General features: G+C 65.1%; 22 protein-coding genes. 10 read left to right on the forward strand and 12 right to left on the reverse strand.

Annotation, left to right across the window (positions count from 1 at the left end; all coding sequences use genetic code 11):
* Positions 1–13 precede the first annotated feature (13 nt).
* On the reverse strand, positions 14–1,390 hold the full coding sequence (locus BLR25_RS14485; protein WP_091938601.1) for a sensor domain-containing diguanylate cyclase: 1,377 nt from the start codon (positions 1,388–1,390) through the stop codon (positions 14–16).
* Between the two features lie 406 nt (positions 1,391–1,796).
* On the opposite strand from BLR25_RS14485, the gene BLR25_RS14490 reads away from it, so the two are divergent.
* Positions 1,797–2,612, forward strand: a complete 816-nt coding sequence (locus tag BLR25_RS14490; protein WP_091938602.1) for a FliA/WhiG family RNA polymerase sigma factor — start codon at positions 1,797–1,799, stop codon at positions 2,610–2,612.
* 28 nt (positions 2,613–2,640) lie between these two features.
* Here the strand turns inward: BLR25_RS14490 and BLR25_RS14495 are convergent, their stop codons facing one another.
* The 3 genes from BLR25_RS14495 to BLR25_RS14505 all read right to left on the reverse strand — a co-directional run bounded on the left by BLR25_RS14495 (position 2,641) and on the right by BLR25_RS14505 (position 6,076).
* Positions 2,641–3,879, reverse strand: a complete 1,239-nt coding sequence (locus BLR25_RS14495) for an MFS transporter (RefSeq protein ID WP_091938603.1) — start codon at positions 3,877–3,879, stop codon at positions 2,641–2,643.
* 257 nt (positions 3,880–4,136) lie between these two features.
* Positions 4,137–5,198, reverse strand: coding sequence for a GGDEF domain-containing protein (locus tag BLR25_RS14500; RefSeq protein ID WP_091938604.1), 1,062 nt, complete (start codon positions 5,196–5,198; stop codon positions 4,137–4,139).
* A complete protein-coding gene (locus BLR25_RS14505; RefSeq protein ID WP_176785910.1) occupies positions 5,180–6,076 on the reverse strand; it encodes an IclR family transcriptional regulator in 897 nt (298 codons plus the stop codon). The genes BLR25_RS14500 and BLR25_RS14505 overlap by 19 nt, the downstream gene beginning before the upstream one ends.
* 338 nt (positions 6,077–6,414) lie before the next feature.
* On the opposite strand from BLR25_RS14505, the gene BLR25_RS14510 reads away from it, so the two are divergent.
* Together BLR25_RS14510 and BLR25_RS14515 are read left to right on the forward strand one after the other, a co-directional pair.
* Positions 6,415–7,452, forward strand: a complete 1,038-nt coding sequence (locus tag BLR25_RS14510) for a TRAP transporter substrate-binding protein (protein WP_091938606.1) — start codon at positions 6,415–6,417, stop codon at positions 7,450–7,452.
* Between the two features lie 118 nt (positions 7,453–7,570).
* Positions 7,571–8,482 carry a DMT family transporter gene (locus BLR25_RS14515; protein WP_091938607.1) on the forward strand — a complete coding sequence of 304 codons (912 nt, stop codon included), beginning with the start codon at positions 7,571–7,573 and terminating at the stop codon, positions 8,480–8,482.
* 21 nt (positions 8,483–8,503) lie between these two features.
* Here BLR25_RS14515 and BLR25_RS14520 read toward each other — a convergent pair whose 3' ends face one another.
* Positions 8,504–9,454, reverse strand: a complete 951-nt coding sequence (locus tag BLR25_RS14520; RefSeq protein WP_091938608.1) for a CysB family HTH-type transcriptional regulator — start codon at positions 9,452–9,454, stop codon at positions 8,504–8,506.
* Between the two features lie 35 nt (positions 9,455–9,489).
* Positions 9,490–9,615 carry a hypothetical protein gene (locus BLR25_RS21800; RefSeq protein WP_281245587.1) on the reverse strand — a complete coding sequence of 42 codons (126 nt, stop codon included), beginning with the start codon at positions 9,613–9,615 and terminating at the stop codon, positions 9,490–9,492.
* A gap of 304 nt (positions 9,616–9,919) precedes the next feature.
* Here BLR25_RS21800 and BLR25_RS14525 point away from each other — a divergent pair, with 304 nt between their 5' ends.
* The 5 genes from BLR25_RS14525 (at position 9,920) to BLR25_RS14545 (ending at position 13,290) form a co-directional block, all read left to right on the forward strand.
* Positions 9,920–10,504 carry an RBBP9/YdeN family alpha/beta hydrolase gene (locus BLR25_RS14525; RefSeq protein ID WP_176785911.1) on the forward strand — a complete coding sequence of 195 codons (585 nt, stop codon included), beginning with the start codon at positions 9,920–9,922 and terminating at the stop codon, positions 10,502–10,504.
* Between the two features lie 379 nt (positions 10,505–10,883).
* Complete coding sequence (gene cysK / locus BLR25_RS14530) at positions 10,884–11,825, forward strand: cysteine synthase A (RefSeq protein WP_091938671.1); 942 nt, start codon at positions 10,884–10,886, stop codon at positions 11,823–11,825.
* A 178-nt stretch (positions 11,826–12,003) separates the two neighbouring features.
* Positions 12,004–12,555, forward strand: coding sequence for a flavodoxin family protein (locus BLR25_RS14535; RefSeq protein WP_091938610.1), 552 nt, complete (start codon positions 12,004–12,006; stop codon positions 12,553–12,555).
* A gap of 64 nt (positions 12,556–12,619) precedes the next feature.
* Entirely contained in the window at positions 12,620–12,874 is a 255-nt protein-coding gene (locus tag BLR25_RS14540) for a type II toxin-antitoxin system Phd/YefM family antitoxin (RefSeq protein WP_091938611.1), read from the forward strand.
* Positions 12,871–13,290, forward strand: a complete 420-nt coding sequence (locus BLR25_RS14545; RefSeq protein WP_091938612.1) for a type II toxin-antitoxin system VapC family toxin — start codon at positions 12,871–12,873, stop codon at positions 13,288–13,290. The genes BLR25_RS14540 and BLR25_RS14545 overlap by 4 nt, the downstream gene beginning before the upstream one ends.
* On the opposite strand, the gene BLR25_RS14550 is transcribed toward BLR25_RS14545, so the two are convergent.
* Genes BLR25_RS14550 through BLR25_RS14575 form a run of 6 tightly spaced genes read right to left on the reverse strand, consistent with a single transcriptional unit; the run spans position 13,274 to position 20,625 of the window.
* Positions 13,274–13,702, reverse strand: a complete 429-nt coding sequence (locus BLR25_RS14550) for a DUF6691 family protein (RefSeq protein ID WP_091938613.1) — start codon at positions 13,700–13,702, stop codon at positions 13,274–13,276. The genes BLR25_RS14545 and BLR25_RS14550 overlap by 17 nt on opposite strands.
* A 10-nt stretch (positions 13,703–13,712) precedes the next feature.
* Positions 13,713–14,153 (reverse strand): YeeE/YedE family protein, encoded by a 441-nt coding sequence (locus BLR25_RS14555; protein ID WP_091938614.1) that lies wholly within the window; start codon positions 14,151–14,153, stop codon positions 13,713–13,715.
* A 35-nt stretch (positions 14,154–14,188) separates the two neighbouring features.
* Positions 14,189–17,323: an efflux RND transporter permease subunit gene (locus tag BLR25_RS14560; RefSeq protein ID WP_091938615.1), complete on the reverse strand. Its 3,135-nt coding sequence runs from the start codon at positions 17,321–17,323 to the stop codon at positions 14,189–14,191.
* Positions 17,324–17,336: 13 nt separating this feature from the next.
* Complete coding sequence (locus tag BLR25_RS14565) at positions 17,337–18,920, reverse strand: efflux RND transporter periplasmic adaptor subunit (protein ID WP_091938616.1); 1,584 nt, start codon at positions 18,918–18,920, stop codon at positions 17,337–17,339.
* A complete protein-coding gene (locus tag BLR25_RS14570) occupies positions 18,917–20,218 on the reverse strand; it encodes a TolC family protein (protein ID WP_091938617.1) in 1,302 nt (433 codons plus the stop codon). Before BLR25_RS14570 ends, BLR25_RS14565 begins: the two co-directional genes overlap by 4 nt.
* 32 nt (positions 20,219–20,250) lie before the next feature.
* Positions 20,251–20,625, reverse strand: coding sequence for a copper-binding protein (locus tag BLR25_RS14575; RefSeq protein ID WP_091938618.1), 375 nt, complete (start codon positions 20,623–20,625; stop codon positions 20,251–20,253).
* 229 nt (positions 20,626–20,854) lie between these two features.
* Here BLR25_RS14575 and BLR25_RS14580 point away from each other — a divergent pair, with 229 nt between their 5' ends.
* Together BLR25_RS14580 and BLR25_RS14585 are read left to right on the forward strand one after the other, a co-directional pair.
* A complete protein-coding gene (locus BLR25_RS14580; protein WP_091938619.1) occupies positions 20,855–21,532 on the forward strand; it encodes a heavy metal response regulator transcription factor in 678 nt (225 codons plus the stop codon).
* The gene (locus BLR25_RS14585; protein WP_091938620.1) at positions 21,529–23,079 is read left to right on the forward strand and encodes an ATP-binding protein; all 1,551 of its coding nucleotides are present in this window, start codon (positions 21,529–21,531) and stop codon (positions 23,077–23,079) included. Before BLR25_RS14580 ends, BLR25_RS14585 begins: the two co-directional genes overlap by 4 nt.
* Positions 23,080–23,339: the final 260 nt, after the last annotated feature.

Genomic DNA, 23,339 nt, shown 5'->3' on the forward strand with positions numbered 1-23,339 from the left:
CCGACACACCCCCTCAGGGCGCCTGTTTCCGGGCCCGCTTGTCCTCGTACATGCGGGCATCCGCCACCCGGAGGATCGCGTCGAGATCCTCGCCGGCCGCCGGATACCAGGCCAGACCGATCGAGACGCCGACGCCGATTTCGCGGTGCTTGTGCTGGATCGGCTTTTCGATCGCGCTGCGCAGCCGCGCCTTGAGCGCCTCGACGCCTTCCGGCGTACTGTCCTCGAGCAGGACGATGAATTCATCGCCGCCCCAGCGGGCGATCACATCGGTGGCGCGCAACACCGACTTCGCCCGCGCCGCGGTCACCCGCAGGGCGGTGTCGCCGGCATCGTGGCCATAGGTATCGTTGAGCGACTTGAATCCGTCGAGATCGAAGAACAGGATCGCGCAGCCCAACTCGCCACGCCGCTCGCAGCGCGAGAAAGCGAGCTTGGCGTAGTTCTGCAGCAAGTTCCGGTTGGCAAGACCGGTGAGCCGGTCATACAGCGCGAGTTCGGACAGCCGGATACGATTCAGCATGTTCGAATAAATCGCCCAGGCAACCAGGCAACTGACCAGAAAGATCGTCAGCCGCGCCAAGCGGGCGAAACGCTCGAGACGACCGTCCTGCCGGCTGATCACGCCCACCGTCCATCGGCCGCCGGGAATCAGGATGCTCTGCGTCACGACACCCGGATCGTCGAAGACGGCCATGTCGCCATACACGGCAATCCGCGCCGCAGTCGGCGTCTCGTCGCGTTTCAGCGCAAAATCGATCTGGCTGTTATCCATCCCCTCGAAGGCGGCGGCAAACAGCGATTCGGCGTTGATAACCGTCGACAACAGCCCCCAGTAATGGCCTTCGATGAAGATCGGCGAACGAAAGACGAGACCGCGCCCGCCCTGCACGAGATCCAGCGGACCGTCGAGAACCGGCTTGCCCTCGCGAATGGTCCGTTCGATCACCGGCCACTGGCTTTTCTGGTCCGGGTAATACAGGCCGACGGCCGACTCGTTCCCTTCCAGCGGATAGATGTAATGCAGGCGATAGCCGACGGCGATGCCGAAGTTGCGGATTTTCGGATTGCTGCCGTGCAGCGCCTTGAGGATGTCGTGAATCTCGGCCTGGCGCAGGTTCTGGTTGCGCACGACGAGATAACTGCTCAGGCCGCTGCTCAGGAACAGCAGCGAATTGAGCTGGCTCTCCAGCCTTGAGCGGATATTCGAGGCTTGCGCGATCGCCGTGAATTTCTGCGAGGCCTGGGCCTCATGCACATGGTTCTGGATGAAGCGCTCGCCCACCCAGGCGCAGATGGCGAAGACGAACAGCGCGAAGAGCAGCGCCCGCCGGCGCCCCTGGTCGGGCCCCGACCACAGGGAGCGATACGCCTCAAACCAGTTCTTCATGTCACGCGCCCGTTGTCCTCAAGATGCCCTTCGTTCCTGCCATCCTCCGCGCCACCTGACGACGATGACGAAACCCGGCGGATACGCCCGTGCCGGCGGCAAAGCGCAAACGACTGCCGACAGGCATGATTATCCCCCCAAGTCGACTGCGGAACAGCCTCTTCGTGCGAAACATGAATCCCGCCGACGACACTGCCCGATCGGCGCCCCACCCTGTTGCACCCTCTCTCTGGAGCCGCCAACACAAATAGCATAAGCGGAGGAAAGACCACACTGCGCAAAAGGCCATCGCCACAGGCACCTGGCCATCCCGTCACCATTCCTGCGCCGCTCTGCTATTCTCAATCTATGAAACAAGCATCACGAGTGCTTGTGGCGGAGTACCTTCCACGATCGTTTCGCGCCAATGAAAGCCAAGCCCCCTCGCCCACCCGCGGACGATTTCGCCAACGGTACGCCCCGCGAATTATTCGAGGCGCATTCGCCGCTCGTCCGCAGGATTGCCAACAGCATGGCGAGGAACTTCCCGGACAACGTCGCGCTTGACGATCTGGTTCAAGATGGCGCGCTCGGTTTGCTCGACGCCATCGTGCGGCACAGCAAACAGGTGAATTCCCGGCAATTCCAGGCGCTCGCGGCGAAACGCATCCGTGGCGCCATTCTCGACGGATTGCGCGCCCTCGACCCGGCCCCGCCGCGGATCCGGCGGGTGATGCGCGAGGCCGCCCGGGCGACGCACCAACTCCAGCAAGAACTCGGTCGCGATCCGGACGAAGGCGAAGTCGCCCTCGCCATCGGACTGCCGCTCGCCCGCTATCAGCGCTGCCTGCAACTGGCCGACGGCTATACGCTGTTATCCCTCGAAGATTTCGAGGGCGAAACCGAGAACGGCAGCTACCTCGAATTCTGCGCCGACAACGGCAGCGACCCCTTCGTCGTGCTGGAACGAAAGATGTTCAAGCGCACGCTCTCCGACGCACTCGAACGCCTGCCGGCAAGCGAGAAAACGGTCGTCTCGGCCTATTACGAAGAGCAGCGCACGATGCGCGAGATCGGCGCAACGCTCGGCCTCAGCGAAGGGCGCATCAGCCAGATCCACACTCAGGCGATCGTGCGTCTGCGCGCCGCCATTCTCGCCGGCCGCAGCACCCCGGCATCGCTGACGCCGCGCCGCCGCCCACGCGGACCGGACGCCCAGGACGCCCGCATGCCAGCCGGCTGAACCATCGTCATCGCCACGACACGCCGTCTCAGCGCCGCGCCGCGACACCTCTCCCGGAAACGGGGGGCGGCGGCAGCTTCGCCGAATAGACGGCAGCAACCAGCGTCAGCATCGACGACAGCAAGTAGGTCGAACTGAAGGAACCGCGACTCCCGGCAATGACGCCGGCAATGGCCGGGCCGAGCGTCTGCCCCGCCCCGTAGAACAGGCTGATCAGCGAGAACGCCCGGGCGGCGCCGACCACTCCGAAATAGTCGCCGATGGCGGCGGCCATGACGGCGGGCACCGCAAACATCGAGATGCCAAACAACACGATCGAACCGATCAGCGCCACCGATCCGGCCTCGATGCCTGCCAGAAAATAGGCCAGGGAATGCACAACAAATATGACGGCCAAGCCGTATCGGCGTCCGATGACATCCGACAGCGCACCGAAACCGATGCCGGAAACCAGACTGAGTATGCCGACCGACGACCAGTAGAACCCCGCCGTCTGAACGCTCAGCCCATGATCGCTGACCATGGAACTGACGATGAAGGTTCCGTAAATCATGTGGGTGGCGCCGAAGATCAGGTACACCGCACCGAAACGCAGCAGCAAGTCTTTGTCGAACCCCTGGACCTGAGCCGCCAACGGCGCGCCGTCCCCGGCCTTGCCGATCGGTTCGAGCCCGACATCGGCCGGAGAACTTCGCAAGAAAGCAGCGGCGAGCAGCATCACCGCCAGCGCGACCAGCCCGAATACCAGCCAGGCGTGACGCCATCCATCGCTGCCATTGACCTGGTTGAACCAGGGAATGACGGCCCCGACGAAAACGATGCCCAGGCCGTTGCCGCAGGTGACCAAGCCGGACGCCTTGCCGCGCTGCTCGCTGCGATACCAGCGCTGGATCACCGTCATCATTCCGATTTGGCCGAAGGCGGTGCCCATGCCGGCCGGCACATAAACGACCACCGCACTCGGGAAACCGCCGCAAAAGCTCATCCCGACCAGACTCCCGCCGACCAGCAGCAATCCGAGGGCGATCGTGCACCGCGCTTCAAGTCGATGGATGACCGATGGAAACGCCCACACCGCGATCAGGTATCCGACAAAATTGGCGGTCCCGATCAGGCCCATCTGGTCGTACCCCAGCGCAAGACCGGCTTTCATTCCGGGCAGGATCGCCGTATAGGAGAAGCGTCCGAGCGCGATCGTCGCAAAAAGCACGAACACGCCCGTGGCTACGATCACCCAGCTGTAATGCAGACCGCGTTTAGATGACATCGGTCCTGCTCCGGCAAGTCGGCCGGGGCCTTGTTCCGCCGGGCGTGACACAGGTTGATGCGAGACTCCGGCTCATGGTCCTTGAAAGCGATTTGTCATTGGCAACCCGAGATTGTAGCAGCGCCGATCCGCTTGCCCTTTTTGAAAAAATCAAAACATCGGGACGCGCCAGCGCTTGACTTGCGCCGTGAATTCCTGTCGCGCTCTGCCGCAAGCTGCTGCCGTCGGGCGACTTGCCGGTGACAGGCACGCGCCCCTCAGAACAGTTCGACCGCCGGTCGAGCCGGATGGGCGACGACGTACTGGCCGCTGGCCACCAGATCCTCGTAGCATTCGACGCGATTGCGGCCGTTGCGCTTGGCGAAGTAAAGCGCCTGGTCGGCGCGGCCGACGAGTTCGGTCGGCGTGTCGAGCTCATCGACCCGGGTGAAGCCGATGCTGATCGTGACCCGGCCGACGATCGGAAACACCGACGCCTCGATATGCTTGCGAAAACGTTCCAGCACATGCCGCGCATCGTCGCGATCGGTCAGCTGCAGCACGCTGACGAATTCCTCGCCGCCAAACCGGAACAACTGGTCGTTGAAACGGAAGGCGCGGCGCATCGCCTGCGCGATCAGCAGCAGCACCTCGTCGCCGATGATGTGGCCGTGCTCGTCGTTGATGCGTTTGAAGTGGTCGATGTCGACCATCGCCAGCCAATTGGACACGTCGCCAGGTTTGAGGTGGCGCCGATCCTGCGACGCCTCGCCGACGGCATCGTTGCCGGCATGCGCCAGCATCCGCGACAGGTTCTCGTCGAAGGTCTTGCGATTGAGCAGTCCGGTCAGGGTATCGCTTTCGGCATAATCGATCAGCGCGAGATGATCGAGAAAGAGGCCGAGCAAATCCTCCATGAGGTGCATCTCGTTCGCATCGAGCGGCCGGTCGCGCTGCAGTTCGAGCAGGGCATGGACCTCGTCGCGATGCTCGAGCGGAAAAAGATGGATGCCAATTTCATCGCGCTCGATCGACATCGGCGCACCGGCGCGACAACAGGTGGCGTAGTCCTCCCGGCTGTCGAGCGGATAGCCGTCCTGCGGCGCGGCGAGATAGACATCCCTGAAGGTTTCGGCATCCGCGCTGCGGACGACGCAGGGGATCGCGTAATTCGTGCCGCAATGGTGAACGATGCGCAACAGCGTCGTCTGCGCCGCGCCGAAAATACTCCCCACCGTCAGCACCAGCGCCTGGTTCAGACTGTTGCGATCACGCCGCCCGACGATACTGCGCAGATGCTCGATCAGGTCGTGGTAGAGCGCTATCTTGCTGGCATGCATTCGATGGCACTGTCATTGGAAGTTGGCAACACGCCGCGATTATTCCCGTCAAATCGCGCGCCGTCCACTCCGGGATCGCCGGCGCGCGCTGCCGGGGCGCCGACCAGCGGCCGGATCGCGGCGAGCGTCGCCTTCAACTGCCTGAGATACTCGGCGCGCCGGGCCTGCATGCGCGCGCTCGGGGCGACCACGGTCAGCGCGTACGGCCCGCGGTAGGTCTGCACGGTCGCGGCAATGGCGCTGATCCCCTCGGTGCATCGCCCATCGTCGACGGCAAACCCCGCCTGGCGAACCTGCGCAAGCTCCGCGAGCAGCGACGGCAGCAACGTCCTGTCCGGCAACACCGCATCGGCATGGAATTCGAGCCATGTCCGCGCCCCCGCTTCGCCCATCGCCGCCAGGAGCGCCTTGCCCTCGGCGCCGAGATGGATCGGCACATTCATCCCCAGCTTCGGGACGATGCGCAGCGACTGCTCGCCGACGACGAAATCGATGATACAGGCGTCATGGGCCCGGAGTTGCGACAGACAGACGGTTTCGTCGAGCGCGCGCGCCAGGCGTTCGAGATACGGACGCACCGTGGAAACGATATCGGCCTGCGACTGATAGGCCAGCTGCCCGAGCGCCGGGCCAAGCCGGACGCCGCCGCCGGCTCCCGCCGATTCGAGGATATTCTCGGCCGTCAGCGAGTTCACGATGCGCTGCACCGTCGACCTCGGCAACTCGACGCGCTGGGCGATCTCGCCAAGGCTCAGCCCGTCGGGATGAACGCCCAGCACGCGCAGGATGCGGCTGGCGCGAACGAGCACCTGAATCCCGCCCTCGCGCTTGCCACGTGCTCCTGCCTGCTCGCTCTCCGTCACACCGTCATCCGTCATCGCCACCATTCCCATGTCAAAGGAAGCGCTTCATCACTCGCCGCGCCGTCCCGGCGTCTTTGCGCGTCAAGGCGAGACCGCCCCGGCACCAGCCCAACCGGCCTCACGGCATTCCCGGCCGGAATATCGCCATAACCATAAATCAATACCGCCCCTCATGCCAATGCAGTAAGTTGCTTGCAATGCAGCCAAACGATACGATGTACCGCATTACGATACACTAAAATGACGTCATTCCAGCGCCGATCGCGGCACGACGCGCCGCTCTGCCCCAGCGCTGCACTTCCATCCCGCAAACCGCTTGTATTCAATCGCAATAAGGACAGAGGAGGCGTTACATGAAATTTGCAATGAAGGCTCTGCTGGCATCGCTGATGGCATCGGTCGCGCTGGCGTCGTTCGGCGCCGAACCCGAGAAAAAAACGTTCCGGCTCAAGTTCGCCCACCACAACCCGCCGACCTCCTTTCTCGCCGCCAACGGTTTCGCGCCCTGGGTGAAGGCCATCGAGACGAGAACCGGCGGACAGGTGAAGATCGACGTCTATCCCTCCTCGATGCTCGGCAAGGCGCCCGACGCCTACGACAACACGATCAAGGGGGTCACCGACATCGCCTGGAGCTATGTCGCTTTCTTCCCCGGCCGCTTTCCGCTGACCGAAGTCATCAACCTGCCGATGCTGGGTATCGACAAGGCGACGCTCGGCAGCAAGGTGATCTGGGACCTCTACCAGAACTCTCCGTACATCAGGAAGGAATTCGCCGACGTGAAGGTGCTGACCCTGCACTGTCATGACGGCGCGCCGATCGTCTCGAAGAAGCCGATCGTCGGCATGGCCGACATGCAGGGCAAGAAGATCCGCACCGGCGGCGGCCCCTTGATTCCGCTGCTGCAATCGCTCGGATCGAGCCCGATGGCGATGCCTTCGCCCGACACCTACCAGGCGGCCGAAAAGGGCGTCATCGATGGCGCCGTGCTGGCCTGGGAAGCGGTCGAGATGATGAACCTGCAAGAAATCCTGAAGAGCGGGCTCGATGCCAACGTCAATGCCGGCGTCTTCTTCCTGGTCATGAACAAGAAGACCTGGGACGCCTTGCCGCCGGAAGTGCAGAAGGTCTTCGACGAGGAAAGCGGCGAGAAGGCCAGCCAACTCTTCGCGCGCGCCTTCGACGAGACCAAGAAAATGTCGACGGCGAAGTTCGTCAAGGCCGGCGGCAAGATCGCCACGCTTGATGCCGGCGAAACGGCCAAGTGGCGCGACAAGGGCAAACTCGTGTGGGACAAGTGGGCGAGCGACCTCGAAGCCAAGGGCCAGCCCGGCAAGGCCGTGCTCGACCTGACCGTGCGCAAGGTCGACGAATACGCCAAGCAGATGTAAGCCCTCGCCCTGACGCGGCCACCGGCCTCAGCCCGGCGGCCGCCTCGGACACCGCGGGCGCGCCCCGCGCGCCGTTCTCCCGAACGCCGGCACCGTCGGACACGTTCCCCCAACACGCATGCACAAACCTCTGCGCCGCGCGGAAATCACCCTCCTCCTCGTCGCCATCGTCTGGGGGGTCAATCATCCCGTTGTCAAGTACGCGCTGCAGCATCTGCCGCCGCAAGCCTTCAATGTGGCGCGCCTCGCCGCTGCCAGCGTGCTCGCCCTCTTCGCCCTCTGGCTCTCGCGCAGCCACCGCCCGATCGCACGCGGCGACCGCGGACGCTTCTTCCGCGTCAGCGCGCTCGGCTTCTTTGTCTTCCAGTTCTTCTTTACCGAAGGCATCCAGCGCACCACGGCGGGCAATGCCTCCTTCATGCTCTGCCTGATGCCGGTCAGCGTGCTGCTCCTGAACAAGCTTTTCGGCTTCGAACCCTTGCGCCGTGCCGTCGTCCTCGGCGTCGCCCTGTCGGTCGCCGGCGTCCTCCTGATCGTGATCGGCGCCGGACGCGAAATCAGCCTGATCGGCGCCCATCTCGCCGGCGCCCTGCTGATCTTCGTTTCGCAAGCCGGAAACGCCTACTACACGGTGTTCTCGAAGGAGTTGCTGCACCGCTATTCGAGCACCCAGGTCACCGCTTATATGATCGTCATCACTACCGGACTGCTGCTTTGCGCTTCGCTGCCCGAGGTGATGGCCGTACAGTGGTCGGCCGTCCCGGTTTCCGCCTGGCTCTGCGTCATCTATTCAGGCGTCATTGCCCTGTGCCTGTGCAATTTCCTCTGGATCTGGGGCTGCGGCGTCATCGGCAGTTCGCGCGTGGCGATCTTCGGCAACGTCTCGCCGATCTTCGCGGTCATCACCGGCCACTTTCTCCTTGGCGAAAGCTTCGGCCCCTTGCAGGCGGCCGGTGCCGCCTGCATCTTCGCCGGGGTGTACATCACGCGCCGGCAAAAGCCGGCCGCATCGCAAGGCAGTGCGGGCTGACGATAGCGATACCGGAAACGGCTAGATCGAGAAATCCTCGCCGCCGCTCGCCGGCTGCCGCAGCAGCTCGCCGATACGTTCCTCGGTCAAGCCGGGGACCAGCTTGGCGATCAGCGCATAGGCATAGCGCCGCAGGTAGACGCCGCGGCGCAGCGCCAGTCGCGTCGTGTTCGGAACGAAGAGATCGGGCTGCTCGATCAGCGTGAGATGGCCGTCGCGCTCGCGATCGAAGGCCATGGCGGCGACGATGCCGACGCCGAGTCCGATGCCGACATAGGTCTTGATTACGTCGGCATCGATCGCCGAGAGCACGATATCCGGGGCGAGCCCGGCTTCGGCAAAGCGGCGGTCGATGTTGGCGCGGCCGGTGAACCCCTCGTGATAGGTGACAATCGGATATTCGGCGAGGTCGGCCAGCGTAATCTTGTCGAGCGATTCGAGCGGATGCCCCTTGGGCACGATGACGGCGTGATGCCAGGTGTAATAGGGAAAGGTGACGACTTCGGGCACGTTCGCCAGCCATTCGGTGGCGATGGCGATATCGGCCTCGCCGGCCGTCAGGAGCTCGGCGATCTCGCGCGGGCTGCCCTGGTGCAGGGCCAGGTGCACTTTCGGATATTCGTCGCGGAAGGACTTGATCACCTCCGGCAGCGCATAGCGCGCCTGCGTGTGCGTCGTCGCGATGACGAGGCTACCGGCGTCCTTGTTGGAGAAGTGGTCGGCAATGCTCCGGGCATTCTGCGTGTCGAGCAGGATGCGCTCGACCACCGTCAGCAGTTCCTTGCCCGGTTCGGTGAGCCCGAGCAGCCGCTTGCCGCGCCGGACGAAGATCTCGATACCGAGTTCATCTTCAAGATCCTTGATGTGCTTCGAGACGCCGGGCTGCGAGGTAAACAGCGTATTGGCGACCGTCGTCAGGTTGAAGTCCTGCCGCACGGTCTCGCGGATGATGCGCAGCTGCTGGAAGTTCATCGTCACTCCGATCGCCTAATGAGAGAAGCACACCGTCAACGATCGAGGACGCCGATCCGGAAGGGCTCGCCGCAGCAGGCGGCCGAACGTCGTGCCCACCAGTGCTTCAAGCACTGCCGCAAGGCCGCCAGACGGCCACGCCATCGTGGATTCGCGCCCATCGCCGGACTCCTGTCACGTTTCAGAAAAGCGCAGTCTAGGAGAAGCGCCGACGATTCAGAACGAATAAATCGCTATTTGCTTATAACAAGCGACCCAGCGCATCGCACGCCATGAAGTCCGGCGATTTCGCCTAACAGGCGGCGGCGTCAGCATGCCAAATTCATGAACCGGCACGCGCGGCCTGCGCTGTTGCCGTCGATATAATCCCGAGGAATATCGAACGAACAAGGAATTCGTTTGCTCCCGTCAGGCTGCAACGTAGAGTGAGCGCTCATCCAAATGACCCGAACGCCAGGAGCGACCATGAGCCTTCCCCCCGTCCTGATCGTGCCCGGCCGCGGCAATAGCGAAGCCGGGCACTGGCAGACTCTGCTCGAAGCATCGATTGGCCGCGCCAGCCGTGTCGACCAGGCCTGGAACGACAACGACATCGTCACCTGGGCCGGGAACATCGACCAGGCGGTGCAGCAGGCCGAACGCGCGCCGCTCGTTGTCGCCCACAGTTTTGGCTGCCTTGCCACCGCCTATGCGCAGATCGTGCTCGGCACGCCGATCGGCGCGACGCTCTTCGTCGCCCCCGCCGCACCCGAACGTTTCGGTCTTGACACGACCCTGTTCGCCCATCCGCTAGGACGCCCGGGCCTCCTCGTCGCCAGCGAGAACGATCCCTGGCTCTCCTTCGCCGCCGCGACCGCGCTCGCGCAGCACTGGCGTATTCCGCAAATCAGTCTCGGACGCGCCGGCCACGTCAACGTCGCCTCGGGTTACGGTCGTTGGCCCGACGGTGAAGCGCTCGCCGAAACCCTGCGTAACGACCTCGACGCAATCCAGTCAGTCAGCGGCTACAGGCACCGCATCGCCACACCGGGCGCAGCGCTCGCAGCCTGAAGCACGGCAGGCGTCTCGCACCGATCGTCGACACGATCGCGTATCGCAAATCCTGTGTTTGCCTTCCGTGCCGCAGAGGCGGCAACCGTCCTGCGCGGTGTAGTTCAATGCCATACACGAGCCCGTTTCAGCAGGGATCCAGGGCCGCGCCGACGGCCCTCCGGGGTGCCGATACAGACGGCATTGCTCCGCTTGCGCATGGAACAAGCATGCGTTGCGCCTTATCGCGCCGAGAGATATCGATATGAAAATTGATTCGTTCGAAAGTCGGGACGAACTTGATAGATTGCTGTCGAACGAAGGCAAGGGCCGATACGCGGCCCACCCACCCCGTCTGTTTCCCGGCGAACGCGCCGGACACGTTTTCAAGGAGAATGTCATGGCCACCCCCAATATCGCCAACAGCGTCACCGAACTGATCGGCAACACCCCACTGGTCCGCATCAACCGCCTGGCTGCCGGCGTCGGCGCCACGATCGTCGCCAAGCTCGAATATTTCAACCCGGCCCACAGCGTCAAGGACCGTATCGGCGAAGCGATGATCACCTCGGCCGAACAGGCCGGCCTGATCAAGCCGGATACCATCCTCGTCGAACCGACCAGCGGCAACACCGGCATCGCGCTGGCGATGGTCGCCGCCGCGCGCGGCTACAAGCTGGTGCTGACGATGCCCGAAACGATGAGCCGCGAACGGCGCGCGCTGCTGCGCGCCTTCGGCGCCGAGCTGATCCTGACGCCGGGACCGGAAGGCATGGGCGGCGCCATCAAGAAGGCCGAGGAACTCGCCGCCGCCGACCCGCGCTACCTGCTGCTGCAGCAATTCAAGAATCCGGCCAATCCGGAAGTGCACCGCCGTACGACCGCCGAGGAAATCTGGCGCGACACCGACGGCCAGGTCGACATCCTGATCTCCGGCGTCGGCACCGGCGGCACGATCACCGGCATCGGCGAAGTGATCAAGTCGCGCAAACCCTCGTTCCGCGCCATCGCCGTCGAACCGGACGCCTCGCCGGTGCTCTCCGGCGGACCGAAGGGACCGCACCCGATCCAGGGCATCGGCGCCGGCTTCGTGCCGGACGTGCTGAACGTCAAGATTTACGACGAGATCGTCCGGGTCAAGGCCGATGACGCGCTCGAAACCGCGCGCCGCGCGGCGCGCGAGGAAGGCCTGCTGGTCGGCATCTCCTCGGGCGCAGCGCTGTGGGCGGCGATCGAAGTCGGCAAGCGTCCGGAAAACGCCGGCAAGCTGATCGTCGTCATCATCCCCTCGTTCGGCGAACGCTACCTCAGCACCGCACTCTTCGCCGGACTCGTCGATTAAGCCCTGACGATCGGACGTTCCCCTGAACGTCGTCATCCGAAGCCCACAAAGTCGCGGCCGCCCAAGTGCGGCCGCGACCGTTTGCGCTGGCGGCATCAAAGCACTATCCTCTCGCCGGTCATCGCGGCGCCGAAGCGGCCGACCGCGCTTTTTTCCGCACCGAACACGGAGTTTCGCCATGCGCCACTTTGTCTTTCTCAACGGCAGCACCCGCACCCCCGAACAGCGCGGCAACACACTGACGCTCGCCCGGCTCGCCGCCCAGGGCCTGCCGGCCGATGCCCGCCAGACCTGGATCGACCTCGCCCGCCAGTCGCTGCCGCCGTTCGAGGATGTCCGCCACACGACCGGCAGCTATGCGATGCCGACCGGCGACGCCAAGACCCTGCTTGACGCGACGCTCGCCGCCACCGACCTCGTCTTCGTCTCGCCCGTCTATTGGTTCTCGATCCCCTCGCCGATCAAGGCTTACCTCGATCACTGGAGCGGCTGGCTGCGCGTTCCCGGCCTCGACTTCAAGGCGAAGATGGCCGGCAAATCGCTCTGGATCGTCACCACCAGCGGCGACCTCGCCAAGGCCCAGCCGATGTTCGACTCCTACCACCTCTGCGCCGACTTCCTCGGTCTGCGCTGGCGCGGCACGCTCTGGGGCAAGGGCGGCGCCCCCGACGCCGTGCTCGCCGACACGGCCGCCTGCGAGAGCGCCACGCGCTTTTTTGCCGGCGAGTAGGTTGCCCGAGCCATGTTAATGTAGTAACGTACCTACATTAACTTCGCTCATCGGAGGTGTCGCGATGACCATCACGACATTGACCAGCCGGGAACTGAACCAGGATGTCACCCGCGCCAAGAACGCTGCCAAGACCGGGCCGGTCGTCATCACCGATCGCGGCAAGCCTGCGCACGTGCTGCTCAGCATCGAGGAATACCGACGACTCGTTGGGCAGCGACGCAACATCGCCGACGCGCTGGCCATGCCGGTGGCCGACGAGATCGCCTTCGAGCCGCCGCGGACGATCGTCGACCTCCGTCCGGCCGACCTGTCATGAGCTTCATCCTTGACACGAACGTCGTGTCCGAACTGCGCAAGGTCCGCAGCGGCAAGGCCGATGCAAAGGTCATCGCCTGGGCGGCCAGTGTCGATGCTGCCGACCTATACATTTCAACCATCAGCATCATGGAACTGGCGCTCGGCGTCCTCTCCATAGAACGCAAGGACGCCGCCCAGGGCGCCATTTTGCGCGCGTGGCTGGAGCAACAGGTCTTGCCCGAGTTCTCCGACCGAACCCTGCCCATCGACACGGCGGTGGCGCTGCGCTGCGCACGCCTGCATGTCCCGGACAAACGCGGCGAGCGCGACGCCCTGATTGCGGCCACTGCACTCGTGCACGGCATGACCGTGGTGACGCGCAACGTCGGGGATTTTCGTTACGCGGGCTTGGCCGTCCTCAACCCCTGGGCGTAGCGACCCGCCGGCGCAACAGTTCGAACAGCGCCATGCCGGCGACCAGGCCGGCAAAGAAGATCCAGCCGCCCGGCACACCGGCGCCGAGCAGCACGAAGGCCGGCCCGGGACAAATCCCGGCAAGCCCCCAGCCGATCCCGAAAATCAGGCTGCCGCCGACGAGCGGCAGATCGATCGCCCGCGCCGACGGCAGGCGCATTGGCCGCGCGCGGAACGACAGCGACCGACTGGCGGCGAGGCGGAAGGCCGGCAGCGCGACGGCGATGGCGCCGCCCATCACCAGCATCAGCGACGGGTCCCAGGCACCGCCGAGATCGAGGAAGGCCTGGACCTTGGCCGGATTGCCCATGCCCGAAACGACCAGCCCGAGGCCGAAGAGCAGACCGGCGAGCGCGGCAATAAACAGGTTCATCGCGCGCCCCTCAGGCCAGGACGTGCCGCAGCACGAAGACCGTGGCGAAGCCGGCGGCCATGAACGTCAGCGTCGCCGCGAACGAGCGCGGCGACAGGCGCGCCAACCCGCAGACGCCATGCCCGCTGGTACAACCCGAACCGAGGCGCGACCCGAAACCGACGAGTACGCCGGCCAGCGCCAGCAGCAGCGGCGACGCCACGATCCGGCTCTCCGGCAGCGACGCCACCGACGCAAAGAGCAGCGGCGCGGCAACGAGGCCGAGCACGAAGGCGATACGCCAGGCGGCGTCGCCGAATTCACGGAAAACACCCCGGAAAATCCCACCGACGATGCCGCTGATGCCGGCAACACGGCCTTCGAGCAGCAGCAGGACGGCGACGCCGGCGCCGATCAGCAGGCCGCCGGACAATGATGCCCAGGGCGTGAAATGAAGCCAGTCAATTTGCATCGCGTTTCCCGCTTTTCCAATTCAGCATAAACACATCAATCGTCGCGTCCGCGCCGCAGCCGCCATGACTTGACGAGCGCATAGATCGCCGGAATCACCGCCAGCGTCAGCACGGTCGAGGAGATCATGCCGCCGACCATCGGCGCGGCGATGCGGCTCATCACCTCGGAACCGGTACCGCTGCCCCACAGGATCGGCAACAGGCCGGCCATGATGGCGACGACGGTCATCATCTTCGGCCGCACCCGCTCGACCGCGCCTTCCATGATGGCGTCGTAGAGGTCGGCGGCCGTCGGCGCCCGGCCCTCGTCGCGACAGGCGGCCTTGACGTTCGCCCAGGCATGGTCGAGATAGATCAGCATGACGACGCCGGTCTCGGCGGCAACGCCGGCCAGGGCGATGAAGCCGACCGCGACGGCGACCGAGAGGTGGTAGCCGAGCAGCCACATCAGCCAGATACCGCCGACCAGCGCGAAGGGTACCGAGAGCATGACGATCAGCGTCTCGGTCCAGCGCCGGAAGTTGAGGAAGAGCAGCAGGAAAATCAGCAGCAGCGTCACCGGCACGACGATCTTCATCTTGGCGATGGCGCGCTCCATGTTCTCGAACTGCCCGCTCCAGGTGATGTAATAGCCCGGCGGGAACGTCACCTGTTCCGACACCGCTTTTTTGGCGCGCGCGACGTAGCCGCCAAGATCGCCGTCGCGGATATCGACGTAGATGTAGGCCGAGAGCAACGCGTTCTCGGTGCGGATGCCCGGCGCGCCCTTGGCGATCTCGACCTTGGCCAACTGGCCGAGCGGAATCATCGCGCCGTCCATGGCCGGCACCAGCACCTCGCGCGCGATCTGCTGCGGATCGGCGCGCAATTCACGCGGATAGCGCAGCGTCACGCCATAGCGCTCGCGGCCTTCGACCGTCGTCGTCACCGTCTCGCCGCCGAGCGCGCTGCCGATCACATCCTGCAGATCGCCGACGGCGAGGCCGTAGCGCGCCATCTGGACGCGGTCCGGCTCGATGTTGAGATAGAAGCCGCCGGTAATGCGTTCGGCGAAGGCGCTCGACGTGCCCGGCACGGCTTTCACGACCGCCTCGATCTCCTTGGCCAGCCGCTCCATTTCATTGAGATCCTTGCCGAAGACCTTGATGCCGATCGGCGTGCGGATGCCGGTCGACAGCATGTCGATGCGCGCCTTGATCGGCATCGTCCAGGCATTCGAGATCCCGGGAAACTGCAGCGCCTTGTCCATCTCGGCGATCAGCGCGTCGATCGTCAGGCCCTTCCGCCATTCCGATTCCGGCTTGAGGTTGATGACCGTCTCGAACATCTCGGTCGGCGCCGGATCGGTCGCCGTGTTGGCGCGACCGGCCTTGCCATAGACCGAGGCCACCTCGGGAAAGCTCTTGATGATCTTGTCCTGGGTCTGGAGCAGCTCGGCGGCCTTGGTGATCGACATTCCCGGCAAGGACGCCGGCATGTAGAACAACGTGCCCTCGTTGAGCGTCGGCATGAACTCGGAACCAAGCCGCGAGGCCGGGAAGACCGAGATGGCAAGCGCGACAAGCGCGGCGACGATGGTCGTCTTCTTCCGGCGCAGCACGGCGGCGATGACAGGACGATAAACGCGGATGAGGAAGCGGTTCACCGGATTCTTCGCCTCGGGCAGGATCGTGCCGCGAATGAAGACCATCATCAGCACCGGCACCAGCGTCACCGACAGGAAGGCGGCACCGGCCATGGCGAAGGTCTTGGTATAGGCGAGCGGCGAGAAGAGCCGCCCCTCCTGGCCTTCCAGGCTGAACACCGGCAGGAAGGAAACAGTAATGATGAGCAGCGAGAAGAACAGCGCAGGACCGACCTCCTGGCAGGCGGCGATCATCGCGTCGATGCGATCGGCATGACGATGCCCGGCCGGCAGGCGTTCGAGATGCTTGTGCGCGTTCTCGATCATGACGATCGCCGCGTCGATCATGGCGCCGATGGCGATGGCGATGCCGCCGAGGCTCATCAGGTTCGAGTTCATGCCGAGCAGGCGCATGGCGATGAAGGCGATGAGCACGCCGACCGGCAGCATCAGGATGGCCACGGCGGCGCTGCGCAGATGCAGCAGGAAGACGACGCAGACCAGCGCGACGATCGCCGATTCTTCCAGCAGCGTGCGCTTGAGCGTATCGATGGCGCGATAGATGAGGTCCGAGCGGTCATAGACCGTCTCGATGCGGACGCCTTCGGGCAAGCCGGCCGAAACCTCGCCGATCTTCTCCTTGAGCGCGCCGATCACCTCCAGCGCGTTCTGGCCGTAGCGCGCCATGGCAATGCCCGAGACAACCTCGCCCTCGCCGTTGAGCTCGGTCAATCCACGCCGTTCGTCCGGCACCCGTTCGACGCGGGCGATGTCGCGCACCAGTACCGGCGTGCCGCGATCGCTCTTGACGACGAGGTTCTCGATGTCGCCGATGCCGCGCAGATAACCCTTGCCGCGCACCATGTACTCGGTCTCGGCCAGTTCGACGGCACGACCGCCGACGTCGCGGTTCGAGTCGCGGATCACCTGCGCCACCTTCATCAGCGGAATGCCGTAGGCACGCAGTTTGACCGGATCGACGGTGACCTGATAGGTCTGCACGAAACCGCCGATCGATGCGACTTCGGAGACGCCGTGCGCCTTGGTCAACTGGTAACGCACGAACCAGTCCTGGATCGAGCGCAATTCGGCCAGCGTCTTGTCCTTGGCCAGCAGCGCGTACTGATAGACCCAGCCGACGCCAGTAGCATCGGGACCGATCTGCGGCGTCACACCCTTGGGCATGCGCCCCGAGGCGAAATTGAGATATTCGAGCACGCGCGACCGCGCCCAGTAAATGTCGGTGCCATCCTCGAAAATGATGTAGACGAAGGACGCGCCGAAGAACGAGAAGCCCCGCACGACCTTCGATTTCGGTACCGACAGCATGGCGGTGGTCAGCGGATAGGTGATCTGGTCCTCGACGACCTGCGGCGCCTGGCCGGGATACTCGGTATAGACGATGACCTGCACGTCGGAGAGATCGGGCAGCGCATCGAGCGGCGTGCGCAGCACGGCGACGACGCCGGCAAACACCGTGAACAGCGTGACGAGCAGGACCAGCGCGCGGTTGCGCGCCGACCAGTCGATGATTTTGGCAAGCATGGGCGCGCTCCGCTCAATGACCGGCGTGCGCCGGCGCTGCCATGTCCCGACGCAGCGCGGTGATCACCCATTCGCCCGGCGCGCGCTCGACGAACTCGAACTCGATGCCGGCCCCCGGCTTCAGTCCGGCGAGCAGCGCCGCGTTGGCCGTCTTGAACTCCATCGTCATCGCCGGCCACTTGAGGCTGGCGACCGGTCCGTGCGTGATCGTCAACACACCGCCCTTGGCGTCGATCTCGTCGACCTGGCCGCGGGCATGGTGGCCGACCGAGGCCGTCGCCGGCTTGCCGGTGTCATTGCTTCCGCTGTTGCCGAAACCGCCGATCGCCGCCTTGAGATTGCTTTCGGCATCGATCAGGAAGTTGGCGGCGACGACGACCGGTTCGCCTTCCTTGACGCCGTCGATGACTTCGACATGGCTGTCGCTGCGCGCGCCGAGTTTCACCTGGCGCGGTTCGAAGCGGCCCTCGCCGGCGGCGACGAAGATCAGCTGGCGGGTGCCGCTGTCGATCACCGCCGAGAGCGGCACGGTGACGACCGGCGCCGGTGCGCCGACGGCGACCTCGACCTGGGCGAACATCGCCGGCTTGAGCAGCAGGCCGGGATTGGCGAGTTCGACGCGAACCGGCACGGTGCGCGTCGTCGCGTTGAGCGTCGGGTAGACGTAGCCGACGGTGCCCTCGAAGGTCTTTCCCGGGTAAGCGTTGATGCGCACGCTGGCGCGGGCGCCGGTGCGGACCAGGCCAATGTCCTGCTCGAAGACGTCGGCAACGACCCACACCGCCGACAGGTCGGCGATCTGGTACAAGGCCTCGCCGGGCATGAAGCGCATGCCCTGCAGCGCCTTCTTCTCGGTGACGATGCCCGACACCGGCGAGCGGAAGGTCAGCGTGCGCTTCGTTTCGCCCGACTGCGCCAGCGCCCGGATCTGCTCGTCGGAGATGTCCCAGTTGCGTAAGCGCAGCAGGCTCGCGTCGGCGAGCTGCTTCATGCCCGACTGCGCTTCGCTGCCGGCAGCGCCGAGCGCGGCGACGCCCTGCGCGGCGATCGCGTATTCGCGCTGGGCCGAAACGAGTTCGGGGCTATAGACCTCGAACAGCGGCTGGCCGCGTCCGACCGGCTGGCCGGTGACATTGACATGGAGGCGTTCGACATAGCCCTCGAACTTCGGCGATATCGCGTAGAGGCGCCGCTCGTCGGGTTCGACACGACCGGCCGCGCGCACGCTGCGTTCAAGCACGCGCCGCGTCGCCGCCTCGGTCCGCACGCCAAGCTTCTGCACCTTGGCCGTGCTGATTTTCAGCGCCGAGCCCGAGGTGGAATCGTCGTCGGTATCGCCCTCATAGACCGCGATGTAGTCCATGCCCATGGGATCTTTCTTCGGTACCGGCGAGGTATCGGGCAAGCCCATCGGGTTGCGGTAGAACAGCAGCTTCTTGCCCTTGCCGCCGGCATCGGCGCCTGGCGTAGCCGCGTCGGCTGGTGCGGCACCATGGCGGCCGGCCCAATAACCGCCGCCGGCGGCGACAACCGCGACGAGCAGGCCGATGATCAGACGGGCAGCCGGCGTCAAGGTCCGGACATTCCCTGAAGTCATAATTCCTCTCCCAGCAGCTTTTCAAGATCGGCGAGGCGAATCTGCGCTTCGGCCTGCGCCTTGAGGATGTTCTGGCGTGCCAGCCGGATCTGCTTCTGCGCATCGAGCAACGTCGCGAAGTCGACCTTGCCGGTCTCGTAGCCGGGCAGCGCCGCCTGGAAGGTCAGCTCGGCCTGCGGCAGCAGGCTGGAGGTCGTCAGAATTTCGGTGCGCCGGGCCACATCGAGGCCCGACAACGTTTCGGCGAGTTCGCCGAGCACCTGGTTGGCGGTCGCCGCCTTGCGCGTGCGCGCCGCCGCCAGCATGGCCTCCGACTCGCGCTCCTGCGCGCGTCGCGTCGCCTGCTGCAAGGGCACGTTGACCTCGACCATCATGTCCCACTGGCGCACCGCCGTCTGCGTCTGGTTCGGCACGACGCCGAAGGTGAAATCGGGATAGCGGTTCTTGTAGGCGAGATCGCGCGACTTCTCGGCCGCCTGGATCTTCGCCTCGTCGGCGAACAGCTGCGGGTTGCGCGCCCGCACACGCTCTTCGAGTTCAGCCGCCTGCAGGCGGGCCGGCGCCGGTACCGGCCGCAAACGCTCCGGTTCGGCCAGCGGCGCGCCGACCGGCCGCGCCAGCCAGGCGTTCAGCCGTGCCTGCAACTGCCGCCGCTCGTTCTCCAGCCCGAGCAGTTCGTTGCGCAAAGCCGTCTGTTCGACCTGCGCACGGATCACGTCCTGCTGCGCCGCCAGTCCGCTGGCATAACGCAGCTGCGCCACCTGCTCCAGCCGAATCATCAACGTGAGGATTTCGTGGTTGAGCGCCTCGCTGCGCACGACGTAATACAGTTGCGCAAAGCCCGACTTGATACGCGCCGAAATATCCAGCCAGACGCCGGTCGCGCGGCTACGGCTGCCCTCGGCCTCGAGCTCGGCGATCTCGCGCTTGAGTTCGCGCTTGCCGAACCACGGCACATCCTGCATCAGCGTATAACGCGCCGAACCGACACGGCCCGGCAACACGGTCGGCGACTGCGTGCCCTGCCGCGTCAGGTCCATCAACTCGGTGCGCAGCTTCGGGTCGGGCAAGGCCCCGGCCGGCGCGACGCGCTCGACCGCCGCATCGGCCTCGTAGCGCACCGACGCAAATTCCGGGTTGTGCTCGCGCGCATAGGCCAGCAAGCTATCGACATCACGCCCGATCGGCGCCTCGTCGGCCGCGGCGGAAAATGCCGGCGCAGCGAGCAGCGCCACGAGCAACACCGCCGTCGACGTCAACCGTGTGCGACGGGTTTTCGATAAACAGTCATTACGCATAGTGCCTCCGTGGCAGAACGCCCGGCACCGTGTTAGCGCGCCGCCTCGAAGCGGACGATCGTCAGCACGTTATTGACGTTATCGGCGACGAAGCGGATCTTGTCGCCCTCCTTCATCTGACCGAGCCAGGCCTTGTCCTGCACACGGAAGATCATTGTCATCGCCGGCATGCCGAGGTTCTCGAGCGGACCGTGGGCGAGCGTGACCTTGCCGCCGGCCTTGTCGACTTTCTTCACCTGGCCGTCGGTCCAGGTCGAGGACATCGGCGTCGACATGGCGGCATGATCGTGACCGCCGTGGCCGCTGTGCCCCCCCGCGCCGCCCATGACGGCCGGTTCGGCGGCGAAGCCGTTCGCCGACAGGACGACGGCAAGGGCGAGAAGGGACTGTTTGCAAAGGAATTTCATCGCATGCTCCTGGGCTGGCTTGGAAAATTGGGAAAGCGATGGCGGGACCGGGTCCTGCGGCCATCGCGACAAATCGGGAGGGCCTCGGTACCGCCCTCATGTTGTCGGAAACTATACGAGACCGGCGCCCACAGGCACCTGACGCGATAATTACAATTGTGTAATCTTGGCGCGAACGCGCGCTTTCGCCGCACAATAGCGACGGCGGTCCCGCCCCACGGAGAAGGACATGAAGATACTCGTCGTCGAGGACGAAGCGAAAACCGGCAATTACCTGAAACAAGGCCTCGTCGAGGCCGGTTTCGTCGTCGACCTCGTCAACCACGGCGCCGACGGACTGCACCGGGCGCTGACCGAGAGTTACGACCTCGCCATCCTCGACGTCATGCTGCCGGGCATCGATGGCTGGCAGATCCTCGACACCCTCCGCCGCGCCGGCCAGGACATGCCGGTGCTCTTCCTGACGGCGCGCGACGGCATCGACGACCGCGTGCGCGGCCTCGAACTCGGCGCCGACGACTACCTCGTCAAACCCTTCGCCTTCGCCGAACTGCTGGCGCGTGTGCGCACGCTGCTCCGGCGCGGCGGCAAGGCCAAGGAAGCCGACCGCCTCGGCGCCGCCGACCTCGAACTCGACCTGATCCGCCGCCGCGTCACCCGCGCCGGCCAGCGCATCGAACTCACCGCCAAGGAATTCGCGCTGCTCGAACTCCTGCTGCGTCGCCAGGGCGAAGTGCTACCGCGCTCGCTGATCGCCTCGCAGGTCTGGGACATGAATTTCGACAGCGATACCAACGTCATCGACGTGGCGATCAAGCGGCTGCGCGCCAAGGTCGATGACAGCTTCGAACCGAAGCTGATCCGCACTGTCCGCGGCATGGGTTACGTGCTCGAGGTACCGGCATGACGGCAGGCGGCCGCCGCTCGATCACGCTGCGGCTGACGCTGCTCTTCGCAGCGATGTCGTCGGGCGTGCTGCTGGCGCTTGGCATCCTGATCGGCAACTCGGTCGAGAGCCACTTCGCCGCCCAGGACATCGACATCATGAACGGCAAGCTCGACCTGGCGCGACAGGAGCTCGGCCGGGCAAGAAACGAGGATGACCTGATCGGCGCGCTCGGCCAGCTCGACGAGGCGCTGGTCGGTCCGCAAGGCCTTGCCGTCGTCGTCGCCACCCGTGATGGCCGCCTGCTCTTCGCCACGCGCGGCGTCGACTTCCCTGACGCACTTTTGCGCGAAGTGCCGACGACGACGCCGGTGAGCACAACGCCGCGCCTCTGGCGCGCATCGAGCGGGCGGCCTTACCGTGGCATCGTCGCCCGCGTCGCTACCGCCGTTCCGGGCGCCGAAACGGCGACTGTCGGCGTCGCCATCGACATCGAATACCACGAGCATTTCATGCGTTCTTTCCGGCTGACGCTGTGGACCTTCGTCGTCCTCGCCGCGGTCGCCACCGGTCTGCTCGGCTGGGTCGCCGTCCGGCGCGGGCTGGCGCCGCTCAATGACATTCGCGACACCGCCGCCGGCATCACCGCGACGCGCCTCGATGCACGGCTATCGCTCGATGCCGTGCCGGCCGAACTGGCGGCGCTCACCGACACGCTCAACGCCATGCTGGCGCGATTGGAGACCTCGTTCCGGCGGCTCTCCGACTTCTCCTCCGACCTCGCCCACGAGTTCCGCACACCGATCAGCAACCTGCTGACGCAGACGCAGGTGATGCTCGCCCACCCGCGCAGCGCCGACGACTACCGCGACGTGCTCGCCTCGAACATCGAGGAATACGAGCGTCTGTCGCGGATGATCGCCGATATGCTCTTCCTCGCGAAAGCGGAGGAAGGCCAACACTCGCTCGCGAAAGCGGAGGAAGGCCAACACTCGCTCGCGAAAGCGGAGGAAGGCCAACACTCGCTCGCGAAAGCGGAGGAAGGCCAACATTCGCTCGCGAAGGCCGGGGAAGGACAAGAAGTCACAGCGAATGCGGAAGACGGGCGGCGCCTGCCGACGACGGAAGCCGTGGCGCTCGGCGCGCTCGCCGACGCGCTGCTCGAGTATTACCGCCCGCTCGCCGACGATCGCCAGATCGGACTCGAACGTCATGGCGACGCGACGGTCACCGGCGAACCGCTGATGCTGCGCCGCGCCCTCGCCAACCTGCTCTCGAACGCGCTGCGCCATACACCGGCATCGGGCCGGGTCAGCGTGCGTATCGACCGCCGCGATGACACCGTTGTCATCGACGTCGAAAACACCGGCGAAACGATCCCGGCCATTCACCTGCCGCGCCTTTTCGACCGTTTCTACCGCGTCGACGCCGCACGCCAGCGCCAGAGCGAAGGCACCGGACTCGGTCTGGCGATCGTCCGTTCGATCATGCAGGCACATGGCGGCGATGTCGCCGTGCGTTCAGCCGACGGCATCACCGTTTTCAGCCTGATTTTCCCTGTACGGTGACACCATGAAGTGCCGGGCTTTCCCGGCGCTTCATGGTGAAGTTGACTACGGTCCTGGCCACATGCTCACGCGACGGCGGCCGACAACCTGTCCGCATGCGTTCCGCATCGCTGGGAAAACTATCTAGCACTTCTGCGTGCATCGTCACGCGCATCGATACCGGCGCTCGCAATTCTGCCGACGCGCATGCCTCAAATTTTTCCGTCTGACCTGTCAGTTCTGACGGTTTCATATCCCGAACTTTTCGCCACAATAAGCCC

Source organism: Propionivibrio dicarboxylicus (genome assembly GCF_900099695.1).
Taxonomy (GTDB): Bacteria; Pseudomonadota; Gammaproteobacteria; order Burkholderiales; family Rhodocyclaceae; genus Propionivibrio; species Propionivibrio dicarboxylicus.

Excerpts from the sequence above, each read along its gene's own strand:
- BLR25_RS14485 (WP_091938601.1), bottom strand. The coding sequence starts at position 1,390 with ATGAAGAACTGGTTTGAGGCGTATCGCTCCCTGTGGTCGGGGCCCGAC.
- BLR25_RS14490 (WP_091938602.1), top strand. The coding sequence starts at position 1,797 with ATGAAAGCCAAGCCCCCTCGCCCACCCGCGGACGATTTCGCCAACGGT.
- BLR25_RS14495 (WP_091938603.1), bottom strand. The coding sequence starts at position 3,879 with ATGTCATCTAAACGCGGTCTGCATTACAGCTGGGTGATCGTAGCCACG.
- BLR25_RS14500 (WP_091938604.1), bottom strand. The coding sequence starts at position 5,198 with ATGCATGCCAGCAAGATAGCGCTCTACCACGACCTGATCGAGCATCTG.
- BLR25_RS14505 (WP_176785910.1), bottom strand. The coding sequence starts at position 6,076 with ATGACGGATGACGGTGTGACGGAGAGCGAGCAGGCAGGAGCACGTGGC.
- BLR25_RS14510 (WP_091938606.1), top strand. The coding sequence starts at position 6,415 with ATGAAATTTGCAATGAAGGCTCTGCTGGCATCGCTGATGGCATCGGTC.
- BLR25_RS14515 (WP_091938607.1), top strand. The coding sequence starts at position 7,571 with ATGCACAAACCTCTGCGCCGCGCGGAAATCACCCTCCTCCTCGTCGCC.
- BLR25_RS14520 (WP_091938608.1), bottom strand. The coding sequence starts at position 9,454 with ATGAACTTCCAGCAGCTGCGCATCATCCGCGAGACCGTGCGGCAGGAC.
- BLR25_RS21800 (WP_281245587.1), bottom strand. The coding sequence starts at position 9,615 with ATGGGCGCGAATCCACGATGGCGTGGCCGTCTGGCGGCCTTGCGGCAG.
- BLR25_RS14525 (WP_176785911.1), top strand. The coding sequence starts at position 9,920 with ATGAGCCTTCCCCCCGTCCTGATCGTGCCCGGCCGCGGCAATAGCGAA.
- cysK (WP_091938671.1), top strand. The coding sequence starts at position 10,884 with ATGGCCACCCCCAATATCGCCAACAGCGTCACCGAACTGATCGGCAAC.
- BLR25_RS14535 (WP_091938610.1), top strand. The coding sequence starts at position 12,004 with ATGCGCCACTTTGTCTTTCTCAACGGCAGCACCCGCACCCCCGAACAG.
- BLR25_RS14540 (WP_091938611.1), top strand. The coding sequence starts at position 12,620 with ATGACCATCACGACATTGACCAGCCGGGAACTGAACCAGGATGTCACC.
- BLR25_RS14545 (WP_091938612.1), top strand. The coding sequence starts at position 12,871 with ATGAGCTTCATCCTTGACACGAACGTCGTGTCCGAACTGCGCAAGGTC.
- BLR25_RS14550 (WP_091938613.1), bottom strand. The coding sequence starts at position 13,702 with ATGAACCTGTTTATTGCCGCGCTCGCCGGTCTGCTCTTCGGCCTCGGG.
- BLR25_RS14555 (WP_091938614.1), bottom strand. The coding sequence starts at position 14,153 with ATGCAAATTGACTGGCTTCATTTCACGCCCTGGGCATCATTGTCCGGC.
- BLR25_RS14560 (WP_091938615.1), bottom strand. The coding sequence starts at position 17,323 with ATGCTTGCCAAAATCATCGACTGGTCGGCGCGCAACCGCGCGCTGGTC.
- BLR25_RS14565 (WP_091938616.1), bottom strand. The coding sequence starts at position 18,920 with ATGACTTCAGGGAATGTCCGGACCTTGACGCCGGCTGCCCGTCTGATC.
- BLR25_RS14570 (WP_091938617.1), bottom strand. The coding sequence starts at position 20,218 with ATGCGTAATGACTGTTTATCGAAAACCCGTCGCACACGGTTGACGTCG.
- BLR25_RS14575 (WP_091938618.1), bottom strand. The coding sequence starts at position 20,625 with ATGAAATTCCTTTGCAAACAGTCCCTTCTCGCCCTTGCCGTCGTCCTG.
- BLR25_RS14580 (WP_091938619.1), top strand. The coding sequence starts at position 20,855 with ATGAAGATACTCGTCGTCGAGGACGAAGCGAAAACCGGCAATTACCTG.
- BLR25_RS14585 (WP_091938620.1), top strand. The coding sequence starts at position 21,529 with ATGACGGCAGGCGGCCGCCGCTCGATCACGCTGCGGCTGACGCTGCTC.